The organism is Bradyrhizobium sp. USDA 4532, assembly GCF_024171315.1.
GTDB lineage: Bacteria > Pseudomonadota > Alphaproteobacteria > Rhizobiales > Xanthobacteraceae > Bradyrhizobium > Bradyrhizobium australafricanum.
In genome coordinates this window covers 5,329,315-5,343,903 of the sequence record NZ_JALJZN010000001.1, presented here as the reverse complement: position 1 = coordinate 5,343,903, position 14,589 = coordinate 5,329,315, and the positions used below count along the sequence as shown (strand labels likewise).

The 14,589-nt window shown below is 64.7% G+C and carries 14 protein-coding genes; 6 read left to right on the top strand and 8 right to left on the bottom strand.

From position 1 onward, the window contains the following. Positions 1-19: 19 nt before the first annotated feature. The 3 genes from J2R76_RS24630 to J2R76_RS24620 all read left to right on the top strand — a co-directional run bounded on the left by J2R76_RS24630 (position 20) and on the right by J2R76_RS24620 (position 2,557). The gene (locus tag J2R76_RS24630; protein ID WP_092085349.1) at positions 20-781 is read left to right on the top strand and encodes an SDR family NAD(P)-dependent oxidoreductase; all 762 of its coding nucleotides are present in this window, start codon (positions 20-22) and stop codon (positions 779-781) included. Between the two features lie 62 nt (positions 782-843). After that, a complete protein-coding gene (locus J2R76_RS24625; RefSeq protein WP_092085351.1) occupies positions 844-1,263 on the top strand; it encodes a thioesterase family protein in 420 nt (139 codons plus the stop codon). A 145-nt stretch (positions 1,264-1,408) separates the two neighbouring features. After that, positions 1,409-2,557: an ABC transporter substrate-binding protein gene (locus J2R76_RS24620; protein WP_076832497.1), complete on the top strand. Its 1,149-nt coding sequence runs from the start codon at positions 1,409-1,411 to the stop codon at positions 2,555-2,557. A 127-nt stretch (positions 2,558-2,684) separates the two neighbouring features. Here the strand turns inward: J2R76_RS24620 and J2R76_RS24615 are convergent, their stop codons facing one another. The 4 genes from J2R76_RS24615 to J2R76_RS24600 form a co-directional block, all read right to left on the bottom strand. Next, positions 2,685-3,092: an endonuclease domain-containing protein gene (locus J2R76_RS24615; RefSeq protein WP_253625113.1), complete on the bottom strand. Its 408-nt coding sequence runs from the start codon at positions 3,090-3,092 to the stop codon at positions 2,685-2,687. A gap of 226 nt (positions 3,093-3,318) precedes the next feature. Next, positions 3,319-4,050 carry an ABC transporter ATP-binding protein gene (locus tag J2R76_RS24610; protein ID WP_253625112.1) on the bottom strand — a complete coding sequence of 244 codons (732 nt, stop codon included), beginning with the start codon at positions 4,048-4,050 and terminating at the stop codon, positions 3,319-3,321. Further along, entirely contained in the window at positions 4,047-5,816 is a 1,770-nt protein-coding gene (locus J2R76_RS24605; protein WP_253625111.1) for an ATP-binding cassette domain-containing protein, read from the bottom strand. Before J2R76_RS24605 ends, J2R76_RS24610 begins: the two co-directional genes overlap by 4 nt. A 5-nt stretch (positions 5,817-5,821) precedes the next feature. Continuing rightward, positions 5,822-6,862: a branched-chain amino acid ABC transporter permease gene (locus J2R76_RS24600; protein ID WP_028336532.1), complete on the bottom strand. Its 1,041-nt coding sequence runs from the start codon at positions 6,860-6,862 to the stop codon at positions 5,822-5,824. 179 nt (positions 6,863-7,041) lie between these two features. On the opposite strand from J2R76_RS24600, the gene J2R76_RS24595 reads away from it, so the two are divergent. Further along, on the top strand, positions 7,042-7,560 hold the full coding sequence (locus J2R76_RS24595; RefSeq protein WP_028336531.1) for a MarR family winged helix-turn-helix transcriptional regulator: 519 nt from the start codon (positions 7,042-7,044) through the stop codon (positions 7,558-7,560). Between the two features lie 90 nt (positions 7,561-7,650). Here the strand turns inward: J2R76_RS24595 and J2R76_RS24590 are convergent, their stop codons facing one another. Further along, complete coding sequence (locus J2R76_RS24590; RefSeq protein ID WP_253625110.1) at positions 7,651-8,136, bottom strand: adenosine-specific kinase; 486 nt, start codon at positions 8,134-8,136, stop codon at positions 7,651-7,653. A gap of 314 nt (positions 8,137-8,450) precedes the next feature. Between J2R76_RS24590 and J2R76_RS24585 the strand changes: the two genes are divergently transcribed. Further along, complete coding sequence (locus tag J2R76_RS24585; protein WP_253625109.1) at positions 8,451-9,620, top strand: trans-acting enoyl reductase family protein; 1,170 nt, start codon at positions 8,451-8,453, stop codon at positions 9,618-9,620. A gap of 51 nt (positions 9,621-9,671) precedes the next feature. Here the strand turns inward: J2R76_RS24585 and J2R76_RS24580 are convergent, their stop codons facing one another. Next, positions 9,672-10,397 (bottom strand): adenosylhopane nucleosidase, encoded by a 726-nt coding sequence (locus J2R76_RS24580; RefSeq protein ID WP_253625108.1) that lies wholly within the window; start codon positions 10,395-10,397, stop codon positions 9,672-9,674. Positions 10,398-10,609: 212 nt separating this feature from the next. On the opposite strand from J2R76_RS24580, the gene J2R76_RS24575 reads away from it, so the two are divergent. Then, the gene (locus J2R76_RS24575) at positions 10,610-11,839 is read left to right on the top strand and encodes a GNAT family N-acetyltransferase (RefSeq protein WP_375166581.1); all 1,230 of its coding nucleotides are present in this window, start codon (positions 10,610-10,612) and stop codon (positions 11,837-11,839) included. Here J2R76_RS24575 and J2R76_RS24570 read toward each other — a convergent pair. Beyond that, positions 11,836-13,119: a glycerate kinase gene (locus J2R76_RS24570; protein ID WP_229189409.1), complete on the bottom strand. Its 1,284-nt coding sequence runs from the start codon at positions 13,117-13,119 to the stop codon at positions 11,836-11,838. The two genes, J2R76_RS24575 and J2R76_RS24570, sit on opposite strands and share 4 nt — an antisense overlap. Before the next feature lie 206 nt (positions 13,120-13,325). Beyond that, positions 13,326-14,558: an ABC transporter substrate-binding protein gene (locus tag J2R76_RS24565; protein ID WP_253625106.1), complete on the bottom strand. Its 1,233-nt coding sequence runs from the start codon at positions 14,556-14,558 to the stop codon at positions 13,326-13,328. Positions 14,559-14,589 lie beyond the last annotated feature (31 nt).

Below are 14,589 nucleotides of genomic sequence, written 5' to 3'. Positions count from 1 at the left end.
TCTCGAACAGGAGAAAGCCATGCAGTTGAAGGACCAGGCCGCCATCGTCACCGGCGGTGCATCGGGATTGGGCGCTGCGACCGCGCGCCGTCTCGCCGCGCAGGGCGCCAAGGTCGCGGTCTGCGATCTCAACGCCAAGCTCGCCGAGAGCGTCGCGGCGGAGATCGGCGGCATTCCCGTCGTCTGCGACGTCGCCGATGCTGCGGCGGCCGAGGCCGCGGTGGCCGCCGCCGCCAAGGCGCACGGCCCCGCGCGCGTGCTGGTGAACTGTGCCGGCATTGGGGTGGCAAAACGCGTGATCGGTCGCGAGGGGCCGATGGCGCTGGGCGACTTCGACAAGGTGATCAAGGTCAACCTGATCGGCTCGTTCAACATGCTGCGGCTTGCGACCGCTGACATGGCCAAGCTCGAGCCGCTCGCAACCGGCGAGCGCGGCGTCGTGATCTCAACGGCCTCGGTCGCGGCCTATGACGGCCAGATCGGGCAGGCGGCCTATTCGGCATCGAAGGGCGGCATCGTCGCGATGACGCTGCCGATCGCGCGCGAGCTCGCGCAATTCGGCATCCGCGTTCTGACCATCGCGCCCGGCCTGTTCATGACGCCCCTGCTGGCCGGCCTGCCGCAGGAAGCGCAGGATTCGCTCGCCGCCGCGATCCCGTTCCCGCGCCGGCTCGGCCAGGCCGACGAGTTCGCCTCGCTGGCGCTGCACATGATCGACAACCCCTATCTGAACGGCGAAGTGGTGCGGCTCGATGCCGCGCTCCGGATGGCGCCGCGCTGAAGCATGATCCGGAAGAGCATGAACGCCCTTCCGGATCGCTCATGCTCGATCGAGGATAAACCATGTTCGTCAATCGGCGCGACGTGCAGATCCAGTGGGGCGATTGCGACCCCGCCAACATCGTCTATTACCCGCGCTATTTTGCGATGTTCGACGACTCGACCTCGATCATGTTCGAAGCCGCCGGCTATTCGAAGCAGGACCTCGTCCACAAATACGGCCTGGTCGGCATTCCCATGGTCGACACGCGGGCGAAATTTCACATCCCGTCGACCCATGGCGACTGGATTACCATCGAGAGCCGGGTCGAGAGCATCAAGCGCTCGAGCTTCGAGGTGGTGCACCGCGTGTTCAAGGGCGAGGCGTTGGCGATCGAGGCGTTCGAGACCAGGGTGCTGGTCGGCCGCCACCCGGACGATCCCGCCAAGCTGAAATCGGCGCCGTTTCCGCAGGAGATCATTGACCGCTTCATGAAGGGCTGACTCGCACCCTTCATGGCTCGACTTTCGGAGCATGATTCTCTCGGAAAACCGGTTTCCACTTTTCCGGATCATGCTCTAAAGAAGGGGCTGAATTGGCCCGCAAAACCGGTTTAAACCCAAAAAACTTAACTGCAGGGAGGAATGAATGAGGAAGGCCACTCTCGCCGCGGCGCTCGCAGCAGCCATCGCGCTGCCGGGCGCGCCCGCACTGGCGCAGACCAATGAAATCACCATCGGCATCTCGATCTCGACCACGGGGCCCGCCGCGGCGCTCGGCATTCCCGAGCGCAACGCGCTCGATTTCGTGCCGAAGGAGATCGGCGGCGTACCGCTGAAGCTGATCGTGCTCGACGACGGTGGCGATCCGACGGCCGCGACGACCAACGCGCGGCGCTTCGTCACCGAGTCCAAGGCCGACATCATCATGGGCTCCTGCACCACGCCGCCGTCGATCGCGGTGTCGACGGTCGCCAACGAGGCCGGCATCCCGCATTTCGGCCTCGCGCCGTTCCCGATCAACGAGGCGCGCATGAAGTGGTCGGTCGACCTGCCGCAGTCGATTCCGATCATGGGCAAGGTGCTCTACGAGCACATGAAGGCGCACAACATCAAGACCGTCGGCTATATCGGCTATTCGGATTCCTACGGCGATCTCTGGGTCAACGACTTCAAGGCGCAGGCCGTGCCGATGGGCCTGACCATGACCGACGAGGAGCGCTTTGCGCGTCCGGATACCTCGGTCGCCGGCCAGGTGCTGAAGCTCGTCGCCGCCAATCCCGACGCCATCCTGGTCGGTGCTTCCGGCACCGCCGCGGCGCTGCCGCAGACCGCGCTGCGCGAGCGCGGCTACAAGGGTCTGATCTACCAGACCCACGGCGCCGCCAGCATGGACTTCATCCGCATCGCCGGTGCGGCCGCGGAAGGCGTCATCATGTCGGCCGGCCCGATCATGTCGCCGGAAACCCAGCCCGACAGCGCGCTGACCAAGAAGCCCGGCCTCGCGCTGAATACGGCCTATGAAGCCAAGTACGGCGCCAACAGCCGCAGCCAGTTCGCCGGCCACTCGTACGATGCCTTCGAGGTGATGAAGCGCATCATCCCGGTGGCGCTGAAGACCGCCAAGCCCGGCACGCCGGAATTCCGCGAGGCGATCCGCAAGGCCTTCATCTCCGAGAAGGAGATCGTCGCGACCCAGGGCGTCTACAACTGGACCGAAAAGGATCGCTACGGCCTCGACGATCGTTCGCGCATCCTCCTGACGGTCAAGGACGGCAAATACGTCCCGGCGATGTAAGCCGGTCGCGATCTCTGAAACGAAGAAGCCGGTCCCGATAAAGGGCCGGCTTTTTCTTACCTTCCCCTGGAGGGGGAGGGTCGCTTCGCATCGCAAGTAGCGATGTGAAGCGGGGTGGGGTGGTGGTCTATCGCCGCCGGTAGTGCTTCAGCGGCGCAGCTTCCGCTTCGCGAGCGCCATAGAGCTCGACATAGATCCGTTCGAGCACGGCATTCAAATCCTCACTGACCTCCGAATTCCAGAACCTGACGACGCGATATCCTTCCCGCTCCAGCCACTCTTGTCGCGCACGATCGCGCTTCGCCACTTCATCGTCGTTGTGGTGTCCGCCGTCCAGTTCGACGATGAGTCGCTTGGCCGGGCAGAAGAAATCGACGACGTAAGGGCCAATCGGTGCCTGCCTTCGAAAATGCGTTCCGTCCGTTGGCAGCTCTCTCAGCGCGCGCCACAGGATTCGTTCATGCGGCGTCGTGTTGGCGCAGCTTCTTCGCGGCGGCTCTGCGGATTGATGTTGAGACCATTTGTGTGGCTTCACCCCACCCCGATCGCACCCGCGATGCTGTGCATCGCGCGCGCAATCGACCCTCCCCCTCCAGGGGAGGGTGAAGTGGAGCGCAATCCTTGCGCGAATGCAAGCGCGGTCAGAAATCATTTCCCGGAAGGCGCACCTGCCTTCATCCTTCCCTGGAGGGGGAGGATCGCCGCGCATGTAATGCGCGGCGAGGTGGGGTGACGGTCTCTCCGCGGTGGAGTTGCGCGTCCTAAATCGCGCTCTCGCCTTCGTGCTGGAAGCCGAGATAGCTCGCGGCGACGCCCTTGTTGGCGGCGATCTCCGTCGCGGGGCCTGACAGCACGAACTCGCCGAGCTCCATGACATAGGCGCGGTCGGCGATCTGCAATGCGGCCTGGGCGTTCTGCTCGACGAGGAGCACCGAGACGCCGGCGGCGCGGAGCTCGCCGACGATGCGGAAGATGTCGGCGACGATGATCGGAGCGAGGCCGAGGCTCGGCTCGTCCAGCATCAAGAGCTTCGGCGCGCCCATCAGCGCGCGGCCCATCGCCAGCATCTGCTGCTCGCCGCCGGACAGCGTTCCGGCAAGCTGCTTGCGCCGCTCCTTGAGCCGCGGAAACAGCGTGTAGACCCGCTCCAGCGAGGCGGCCGCGACGGCCTTCGCGATCCGGAACGCGCCGAGCTCGAGATTGTCCTCGACATTCATTGTGCCGAACAATTCGCGATGCTCGGGCACCAGGCTGAGGCCGGTGGCGACGCGGTCCTCGATATCGAGCGGCGCCATGTCGACGCCGGCGAAGTTGGTGCGCCCCTTCAGCAGCAGCACGCCCATGATGGCGTTGAGCAAGGTGGTCTTGCCGGCGCCGTTGGCACCGATGATGGTGATGATCTCGTTCTGGGCGACGTCGAGCGAAACGCCGCGCACCGCCTCGACCTTGCCGTAGGAGATGTGGACGTCGGTCACCGATAGCAGCGCACTCATGCGGCGGCTCCGAGATAGGCCTTGATCACGTCGGGGTTGCGCTTGATCGCGGCCGGCGTGCCCTCGGCGATCTTGGTACCGAAATCCAGCACCACGATGCGGTCGGCGAGATCCATCACGAACCCCATGTCGTGCTCGACCAGCAGCACCGACATGCCGCCGTCGCGCAATTGCCGGAGCAGCGCGGCCAGCCGCTGCTTCTCCATGTGGCGCAGGCCGGCGGCCGGCTCATCGAGCAGCAGCAGCATCGGATCGACGCACAGCGCGCGGGCGATCTCGACGATGCGCTGCTGTCCGAGCGACAGCGAGCCCGCGAGCTGGTCGATCTGGTCCGACAGGCCGACGCGCGCGATCTGCCGCGCGGCTTCCGCCAGCAGCCTCGCCTCATCAGCGCGGTCGAGCCGCAGCATGCTGGAGATCGCGCCGGAATTGCCGCGCAGATGCGCGCCGATCGCGACATTCTCCAGCACGGTCATGTCGGGCACCAGCTTGACGTGCTGAAAAGTCCTGGAGACGCCAAGCTTGACCACCTCCTGCGGCCGAGCGTTCGCGACCTCGTTGCCGAGCACTGAAATCTTGCCGCTGGTCGCGGTCAGGACGCCGGTGATCAAATTGAAGGTCGTGCTCTTGCCGGCGCCGTTCGGGCCGATCAGCGCGACGATCTCGCGGGCGTTGACGTCGAACGAGACGTCGTTGACCGCGAGCACGCCGCCGAACTGCTTGCGCGCCTTGTCGATGTGCAGAAGGATCGGAGACGTTCCTGGCGCCCGTTCGCGGTGCTCCAGCTTCACGGACGTGTCCGGGGTCTTGCGGGCGGGCTTGAACGGCAGCCGCGACATCAGCCAGGGCCAGACGCCCTGGGGCGCGAGCTGCAGCAGCAGCACCAGCATGATGCCGAACACGATGGTCTCGAGCTGGCTCTGGCCGCCGAAGATGTAGGGCAGGTAGCTCTGCAGCACCTCCTTGAGGATCACGACGATGCCGGCGCCGAGCACGCCGCCCCAGACGTAGCCCGCGCCGCCGACCACGGCGATGAACAGATACTCGATGCCGGCCTGCGCGCCGAACGGCGTTGGGTTGGCGGCGCGCTGGAAATGCGCATACAGCCAGCCGGACAGGCCGGCCAGCACCGCGGCATAGATGAACACCAACAGCTTGGCGCGGGGCGTCTGCACGCCGAACGCTTCCGCCGCAACATGGCCGCGCCGCAAGGCGCGGATCGCGCGCCCGGTGCGGGAGTCCAAGAGGTTCATGGTCAGCAGCGCGGACAGCAGCACCGCGACCCAGATCGCGTAGTAGATCGCATCCGGGCTCAGCATCTTGAACGAGCCGATCGACAGCGGGGGAATGCCGGAGATGCCGTCGTTGCGGCCGAGGAATTCGAGCTTGCTGAACAGATAGAACAGCCCGATGCCCCAGGCGATGGTGCCGAGCGGCAGATAATGGCCGGATAGCCGTACCGTGACGATGCCGAGCAGCACGGCGGCGATGCCGCTGACCAACAGCGAAGCCGGCAGCGTCAGCCAGGGCGAGACGCCGTAGGCGGTGGTCAGCACCGCCGTGGTGTAGGCGCCGAACCCGCAGAACGCGGCCTGGCCGAACGAGGTCAGGCCGCCGACGCCGGTGAGCAGCACGAGGCCCATCGCGACCAGCGCGGCGAGGCCGATATTGTCGAGCAGCACGATCCAGAACGGCGGGATGCCCGGGACAAGCGGAATCACCGCCATCACGAGCGCGAAGATGATGAGGGGAAGGCGCTGCGTCATCGCGCTCAATCCTTCTCTTCTTCGACCTCGGGCGCCGCGAGGGAGCGCAACACGAGCACGGGGAGGATCAGCGTGAACACGATGACTTCCTTGAAATTGCTGGCGTAGAACGATGAGAAGGCCTCGACGATGCCGACCACGATGGCGGCGACCGCGGTCAGGGGATAGCTGACCAGGCCGCCGATGATGGCGGCGATGAAGCCCTTCAGGCCGATCAGGAAACCGGTGTCGTAATAGAGCGTGGTGATCGGCACGATCAGGATGCCGGAGATCGCGCCGATGACGGAGGCGAGCAGGAACGCGATCTGGCCGGACAGCGTGGTGCGAATGCCGACCAGGCGGGCGCCGAGGCGGTTGACCGCGGTGGCGCGCAGCGCCTTGCCGGTCTTGGTGTAGCCGAAGAACAGCCACAGGGCGACGATGAAGCCGATCGTTAGGCCGTAGACCGCAAGGCTCTGCCCGGTGAAGCGCAGCGGGCCGGCGGTTACTGCGGCATTCGACAGCGCAGGCGCGCGCAGGCCTTCGGCGCCGAAGAACACCAGGCCGAGGCCCTGCAGCGCCAGATGGCAGCCGACCGAGGCGATCAGCAGCACCAGCACGGAAGTGTGCGCGATCGGCTGGAACGCGATGCGGTAGAGGAACAAACCGATCGCCGCCACGATCAGGAGCGCGAGCGCGATGTTGACGGCGATCGGCGTGCCGGGACCGACCAGCGCGTAAATCAGACCGAGCAGCGCGACGGGAAAGGCGATGTTGAGCGCGACCGAGCGGATCACCAGCCGCGCATGCAGCGCGTTACGGGCGAAGAACAGGTCGAGGGCGAAGGCGACGAGGCCCATCGCGACCGCAAGCCGCGCTGTGCCGGGCACCTGGCCGGTCGCCAGCATGGCGTAGCTCAGCGCGCCGTAGGTGACGAATTCGCCCTGCGGGATCAGGATCACCCGCGTGACCGCGAACACCAGCACCAGGGCCAGCCCCAGCAGTGCGTAGATCGCGCCATTGGTGATGCCGTCCTGCAGCAGGAACAGCATGATCGTTGTGTTCAAGGCCGAGCGCTCCCCCTCAAGCGTCGGACCGCCTCAACCGGTCGTGCCGGTCAGGTCGGCCGATATCGGCTGTTGAAAGCTGCCGACATTTGATATAGTCTATAACAATTATTAGATATAATCTCAAGGTCCCCGAGTGTCGTGCGGGATTCTTGTAGCGGGATTGCGAGCCTGGAGCGATGACTGTTTCCAAGACCGCCACCGATGCCCTCCGTTCGTCGCGGGCCCTGCGCAGGGAACCGGCCGATTCTGCCGGGGACGACAGCATGCTGCAATTGGGCGAACTGTCCGGATTGCTCGGCTATTCGTTGAAGCGCGCGCAGCTCAGGGTATTCGAGGACTTCCTGCGCTGCGTCGCGCCGCTGCAGCTGACGCCGGCGCAGTTCTCGGTGCTGCTTCTGCTCGACAAGAATCCGGGCCGCAACCAGACCGAGATCGCCAACACGCTCGGGATCCTCAGGCCGAATTTCGTCGCGATGCTCGACGCGCTGGAGAGCCGCGACCTTTGCGCGCGGATGCGCTCCACCAACGACCGCCGTTCCCACATCCTCGTCCTGACCGACAAGGGCCGCGCCGTGCTGGCGCGCGCCAAGAAGCTGGTCGCCAACAAGCACGAGGCGCGGCTGATCGAGGTGCTCGGTCCGGCCAACCACGCCGCGCTGCTGGAGATGCTGGCGAAGCTCGCGCAGGAGTTTTGAGAGAGCGCGACGGCCCGTCCGCTCGCAATGACGCGTTGGGTTGATACATATCCGGCATGCGGGCTCCGCCAGGCGGCGAACCATCGCGGTCTAAAGCTTGTAGCCGATGTTCCGCAGCAGATCCTTCCGCCACGCAATGTCGGCGTCGGTTTCGACACCCAGCGGCGAGGCGCCATCCACCACGCCGAGCACGCCGCGCCCGAGCTGCGTCTGCGCGACGATCACCTGTGTTGGATTGGCCGTCGAGCAATAGATGCGGCAGACCTCCGGCACTGCGCGCACCGCCGGGAGCACGTTGACGGGAAAGAACCCGTCGCCGAGGAAAATCAGGAAGGTGTGACCGGCGCCGATCGCCAATGCGTTGTCGCGTGCCAGGGCGAGCGAGGCGTCGTCGTTACCGGAGCAGCGCACCAACCGCTTGCCGGAGGCCTCGCAGAAAGCCAACCCGAAGCGGATGCGCGGAACCGTGCCCACCAGCGCTTCGTGAAGGTCTTCCACGGTCTTGATGAAATGCGACTGGCCGAAGATGAAGTTGGTCTCATCCGGCTTGACGATGGGCACCACGGTGAGTTCCATGGCTTCGCTCCTGCACGCGAATTCCCCAATCCATGGTAGGCCGTCGGAGGGCGTTTGCAAGCGGCCACAGGCGCTCAAATGTGCCGGCTGTTGCTTCGGCTCACGCCGACCAGCGTCCGTACTCACGATGGCTCTCAAGGGGGGACCGGAAATCGCCGGGAGGTTGCGCGCCGAAGGGCGGCAATTGTGGTATCGTCCGTCAAGCGCGATGGCCCGTATGTTGCCCGGCCCCTCGCAAATGGCCGCGAAGCGTACCGAGCGTTGCTAACGGATCTGAAGGGAGCGCTTCCGGGGGCTCGAGGAGGATCAACGCCGTGAAGCGGGACTTCGACCTCATCGTCTATGGCGCGACGGGTTACACCGGGGGTCTCATCGCCGAATATCTGGCGACATCCTATCGCGGCGACGATGCTCCGTCCTGGGCAATTGCGGGACGCTCGACCGACAAACTCCAGAAAGTGCGTGCCGACATCGGCGCACCGGACGATTTGCCGTTAGTGAAGGCGGATGCCGCCGAGCCGGCCAGCCTGCGTTCGATGTGCGAGCGCGCGACCGTGGTCGTCACCACGGTCGGGCCCTATCAGCTTCACGGTCCCGAGCTAGTGGCGGCATGCGCGGCCACCGGCACGGCCTATGTTGATCTTTGCGGCGAACCGGGCTGGATGCGGGGTATGATCGACGCCCATCACGAAGAGGCAAAACGGACCGGCGCGCGCATCGTCTTCTCCTGTGGCTTCGATTCCATCCCGTTCGATCTCGGTGTGCTCACGTTGCAGGAGAAGGCGCGCGAGAAATTCGGACGCCCGGCGCGGCGGGTGAAGGCCCGTCTGCGCAAGGTGAGGGGTGGCATGTCTGGCGGCACCGCGGCGAGCGCTCAGGCGACGCTGGCCGCCGCGGCGCGCGACCCGGCCCTGATCCGGCTGCTGACCGATCCCTTCGCGTTGACGCCGGGCTTCACTGGGCCGTCTCAGCCGTCGGGCCTCGTCCCCGAATATGACACGAGCATGCACGCGTGGCTCGTGCCGTTCCCGATGGCGCCGATCAACACCAAGAACGTGCACCGCACGAACTTCCTGTTGGGCCATCCCTACGGCAGGGACTTCGTTTATGACGAGATGATGGTGGCGCCGGGACTTGGGGACATCGCGAGCGTGACGACGGAGACGTTCGCCACGGTGGTGTCCTTGTTCGGGACCGGCGGTCTCAAACGCGGCGCAGGCCCGACCCGGGAAGCGCGCGAGAGGGGCTTCTACGACATCTTCTTTCTGGGCGAGGTGCCGGATGGCGGACGGGTCGAAGCCGTTGTCACCGGCGACCGCGATCCAGGCTATGGCTCGACAAGCAAGATGATCACCGAAAGCGCTCTCTGCGTCGTGCGTGACGTGCAGGGTGAGGGCGGCATCTGGACGCCGGGCGCGCTGATGGGGCCGGCCTTGCGCAAGCGTCTAAAGGAGCGCGCCGGCCTCACTTTCAATGCGCGTTGAGGTCACGCACGCAGTCGGCAGGTATAGCAGCCCGTTCGGCTAAAAAAGCGACTAGAGGGCGATCATACGATCGTCCGCTACGATACTTGAACTTGGCTCCGACTCTTCTGCTTGCAAGGAAGGCAACCCTAATCCAGGGCCAAGCAATCGACGGCAGCGAAGCAGTGCCGCAAATCCGGACAGTGCGTCGAGACTGGTCCGAAGCAGCATCGGTAACTCGCTCGGCTGTTTCATTGTCGCACGGACCAGCGCAGCGAGATCGATCGTCCCGTTTGCACGCACTGCGGACAGGGCGGCGGCAGGAAGCTGCCGACCGGCCGGATCCATGATCACGCGGACGGCAGTCATAGGGAGGCCGCGCGCTGCAGCGACACTCGCCGCCACATGGGATTCGTTATCGACCGCCAGCGCGCCTGTACTCATATGCAGCGAGCGCTTCGCTTCTGGATGCATGGCGACCGTGGTCACACCAGCAATAGGGCCATAAATCGAACCGGGGATGAGTCGAAGCAAGGCTTGCGACCAGTCTCGATCAGTGAAGAGCTGAATCGTTTCCGAAACGATCGTCGATGCTACGACGCATGCGCCTGCCGGGAGGTCGGGCGAAAGGCCGCCCGCGACGCCAAAGCTGATAAGACCGTAGCAATCCTCAGCAATTGCCGACGCGAGAGACTCCGCGAGCGTGCTGCCATCGCCACTGCAGATCGCCTGCGTATGCAGGTCTGCAGCGATCCGCGCCTCAAATGCAAGTCCCGTGACTCCAATCACCGCTGCCATGAGTCCGCTCCCCGGATGCCGCGCTGGACGGCGAGTGTCCGCGCATGCGGGTCGTATCAGGAGTGTTCTGCTCCAACGCCAAATCGCAAATGACTAACGAGTTAGTTTCTGACGGATATGTTAGCTGCTTTGTTTTGGCGCCGTGATAAATGCTGCCTAGGGCCGGGATCCGTGGCGAGCGTGAGATCGTGCCGGAAGCTGCAACAGCGCACTTGACGAGCCAAATCGGCGACCTCACGAGACGCGTGCCGATGCAATGTCCGCCGCGTCTCCAAGTCATCGTGCGGAACGATTTGGAGCGTTGTCCGCGCTGGCAGTTCGCCTTCGCGAGCGAGCGCAAGGATCATCGATACTATGAGTTGGTCGAGGATACCCTTCATCCCGAGTTCGATTACCGGTATTTCCTCATCAAAGATGCGGTTGATCAGGTTTGTGCTGTACAGCCATTCTTCCTAATGGACCTGGATTTGCTGGCCGGTGCGAGGCCGCGGTTTGGCGTACTCATCGACGCCATTCGCCGGATGTGGCCAGGTTTGATGCGCGCCCGTGCGCTCATGGTCGGGTGCGTCGCAGGGGAAGGTCATCTTGACGGGGACGAGGCCTGCCATCGAGGCTGCGCGGAACTGCTGGCCTCCACGATTGCAATACATGCTCGCAGGCTCGGGGCGCGGCTGATCGTGCTCAAAGAGTTTCCGGCGCGATACCGACCAATCCTCGACTGCTTGATCGCTCACGGCTTCACCCGCATCCCCAGCCTGCCCATGATCAGGCTTTGCATCGATTACGCCAATTTCGATGACTATATGAATCATGCGCTCAACAGCGCAACCCGCAAGAAACTTCGCAAGAAGTTTGAGGCGACAGCGCGGGCCTCTCCATCCGTCGAGATGAACGTCGTCAACGACGCGACGCCGGTGATCGCGCAGATCTATCCATTGTATTTCCAAGTCTATCAGCGTTCGAAACTGCACTTCGAGAAGCTGACGGAACGATACTTCTGCGACTTGGGGCGGCGGATGGGGGACAAGGTCCGCTTCTTCCTCTGGCGTCAGAACGAGCGGATCGTCGCGTTTGCCGCATGCATGGTACATGGTGACGCGATCTATGCGGAGTACATAGGTCTCGACTACGATGTCGCCTTAGACCTGCACCTCTATCATTATGTGTTTCGCGACATGGTGAGCTGGGCAATCGCCAACGGGTACAAATGGTTTCGCAGCAGCGGGCTGAACTATGATCCAAAGCTGCACCTGAGGCACTTGCTTGATCCGATCGACTTATACGTTCGGCACACCTCCGCGCCAATCAACTCAGTGTTGAAGCGCATTTTGCCGGTGCTCGAGCCGACGCGATATGACGAGACGCTTGCGAAGTTTCGTAACTATCAGGAGCTTTGGGCGCAGCCCGAGACTGGCCTTGGGTCCGTCAAGGATACGGCCTAATCCACCAAAATCACCCGCACGTCATTGACGTTGGTCAGCGTCGGTCCGGTCAGCAACAAATCCCCGGTCTGGGCGAAGAACCCCGTCGCATCGTTGTTCTCGAGATAGGCCTTCGGATCGAGGCCGATCGATTTCATCTTCGCGAATGTCGCCTGGTCGATCACGGCGCCGGCCGGGTCGGTCGCGCTGCCGGCGCCGCCGTCGGCGCCGTCGGTATCGGCGGCCAGCGCTGAGACGTCGGGCGTATCCTTCAGCAGGCCGGCCAACGCCAGCGCGTATTCCTGGTTGGGGCCGCCGCGGCCGTTGCCGCGCACCGTCACCGTCAGCTCGCCGCCGGAGATGATCGCGACCCGCTTGCCTTCGCTGCGCGCCTTCAGCGCAAGCCGCGCATGCGCGGCCGCGATCTCGCGGGCCTCGCCTTCGAGATCGGCGCCGAGCGCGATGGTCTCGTAGCCGGCGTCCCGCGCGACCTTCACCGCGGCGCCGATCGAGGCCTTCGGCTTTGCCAGCAGTTCGAATGTCGCCCGCGCGAAGACGGCATCGCCGGGCTTGCAGCTTTCGTTCGCGGGATCGTCGAGCGCGCGGCGGACCGCGTCGTCGATCGAGAGATTGTATTTGGCGACCAGCGCGCGGGCGTCCGCCAGCGTGGTCGGATCCGGCACCGTTGGCCCGGAGGCGATCGCGGAGGGATCGTCATGCGGCACGTCCGATATCGCCAGCGTGACGATCTCGGCCGCGTGCTGGCCGGCGCGCGCCAGCCGTCCGCCCTTGATCCGCGAGAGATGCTTGCGCACGGTGTTCATCTCACCGATCGGCGCGCCGGAGCGCAGCAGTGCGCGGTTGACCTGCTGCTTCTGGATAAAGCTCACGCCGTCGACCGGCGCGATCCAGTTCGCTGAACCGCCGCCGGTCAAAAGCACCAGCAGGAGATCGTCCGGGGTCGCTGTCGCGGCGAGCTGCAGCGTGTCGTCCGCCGCCTTGAGCCCGGCCTCGTCGGGCACCGGGTGGCCGGCCTCGACCACCTTGATGCGGCGGGTCGGCACGCCATGGCCGTGGCGGGTGGTGGCGATGCCGACCAGCCGCGACGGATCGAGCTCGAGCGCGTCGAGATAATGCCGCTCGGCCGCCGCGGCCATCGCCGCGGCGCCCTTGCCTGCGCAGAGACAGATCACCCGTCCCTTCGGCACCGGCCGCAGCCGCGACGCCAGCACGACATCGGGATGCGCAGCCGCCACAGCGGCATCGAAGATCGAACGCAGGAAAGGACGACGGTCGGTCATGGTTGTGCCTTTGCGCGGGTCGGGACGTAGGTACTGTTCCCTCTCCCGCTTGCGGGGGAGGTCAGGGTGGGGGTGCTGCCACGAGTCGTATTGCGGCGAAAGCCCCCACCCGGATCGCATCTTTGATGCGATCCGACCTTCCCCGCAAGCGGGAGAGGTAAGGGAAGATTGCGGCCGTTTCGATCGAAGCAATATCCATTCCGGCTCTAATTGCCGCCGACTTCGCCGCTGATGACGTCGCCGAACAATTGCCAACGCTCGCCCTTGAACTGCATCAGCTGGAGCTGTTCGATCGGCTGGAAGTCGGCAGGCCCGGTCGACAGCGTCACGCCGGGCAGCAGGCCGCCCTGCGCGAATTGCTTCAGGCTCGCCGCCTGCTTCATCACATTGGCGCGGGTGAGGTCGTCACCGCAGCGGCGCAGCACCTCGACCATCGTGGTCGCCATGTTGTAGCCGGTCATCGCCGAGGCATCGACGCGGTTGGTGTCAGGCATGTATTTGGCGAGCAGTTCGTCGAACGCCTTCATGCCGGCGTCATCCTTCCACTGCGGATCGCTGGCGTCCTTGGCGTAGGCGGCCGAGATCACGCCCTGCGCATTGTCGAGGCCGGCCGGACGCATCACGGTCGCGGTGGAGGCCGAGACGTTGGAGACGATGGTCACCGGCTTCCAGTTCATCTCGCCGAGCTTCTTGATCGCCTGGGCGCCGAATTTCGGCGTGGTGAAGAAGACGATGACGTCGGGATTGGAGGATTTCAGCCGCACCACATGGGAATCGATCGTCGGCTCGGCGACTTCATAGCTCTCCTTGGCGACGACGCGCGCGGGATCGCTGGCGAAGCCGTCTTCCAGGCCCTTGAGGTAGTCCTTGCCCATGTCGTCGTTCTGGTAGAGCACCGCGACCTTGGTGGCGGGCTTTTCCTTGAGCAGATATTTCGCGTAGATCCGCGACTCGCTCTGGTAGCTGGGCAGCCAGCCCATGGTCCAAGGGAAGGCCTTCGGATCGTTCCACTTGGTCGCGCCGGTGGCGACGAACAGCTGCGGTACCTTCTTGGCGTTGAGATATTTCTGGATCGCGGTGTTGGAGGCGGTGCCGAGCGTGCCGAACAGGAACAGCACCTCGTCGCTCTCGACCAGCTTGCGGGCCTGCTCGACGGCCTTCGGCGGCGAGTAGGCGTCGTCATAGGAGACGAAAGTGATCTTGCGCCCGTTGATGCCGCCGTCGTCGTTGACCTTCTTGAACACCGCGGCCATCGCCTTGCCGACCACGCCATAGGCCGACGCCGGGCCGCTATAGGGCACGATGTTGCCGATCTTGATCTCGGTGTCGCTCGCACCGGTGTCGTATTTCTTCTGCGCCCATGCGGCATTGCCGGTCGCGGCGGCGACGGCGAGGCCGAGCAGGGCGGTTGCGACACGGTGTCGGATCGGCATCGGCATTTCCCGAAATCTCCTTGTTGTTGCCGCCGCG

Bases quoted from the DNA above. Each gene is read 5' to 3' on its own strand.
- J2R76_RS24565 (WP_253625106.1), bottom strand. From the start codon at position 14,558: ATGCCGATGCCGATCCGACACCGTGTCGCAACCGCCCTGCTCGGCCTC.
- J2R76_RS24630 (WP_092085349.1), top strand. From the start codon at position 20: ATGCAGTTGAAGGACCAGGCCGCCATCGTCACCGGCGGTGCATCGGGA.
- J2R76_RS24595 (WP_028336531.1), top strand. From the start codon at position 7,042: ATGACTGTTTCCAAGACCGCCACCGATGCCCTCCGTTCGTCGCGGGCC.
- J2R76_RS24610 (WP_253625112.1), bottom strand. From the start codon at position 4,050: ATGAGTGCGCTGCTATCGGTGACCGACGTCCACATCTCCTACGGCAAG.
- J2R76_RS24605 (WP_253625111.1), bottom strand. From the start codon at position 5,816: ATGACGCAGCGCCTTCCCCTCATCATCTTCGCGCTCGTGATGGCGGTG.
- J2R76_RS24590 (WP_253625110.1), bottom strand. From the start codon at position 8,136: ATGGAACTCACCGTGGTGCCCATCGTCAAGCCGGATGAGACCAACTTC.
- J2R76_RS24625 (WP_092085351.1), top strand. From the start codon at position 844: ATGTTCGTCAATCGGCGCGACGTGCAGATCCAGTGGGGCGATTGCGAC.
- J2R76_RS24620 (WP_076832497.1), top strand. From the start codon at position 1,409: ATGAGGAAGGCCACTCTCGCCGCGGCGCTCGCAGCAGCCATCGCGCTG.
- J2R76_RS24580 (WP_253625108.1), bottom strand. From the start codon at position 10,397: ATGGCAGCGGTGATTGGAGTCACGGGACTTGCATTTGAGGCGCGGATC.
- J2R76_RS24570 (WP_229189409.1), bottom strand. From the start codon at position 13,119: ATGACCGACCGTCGTCCTTTCCTGCGTTCGATCTTCGATGCCGCTGTG.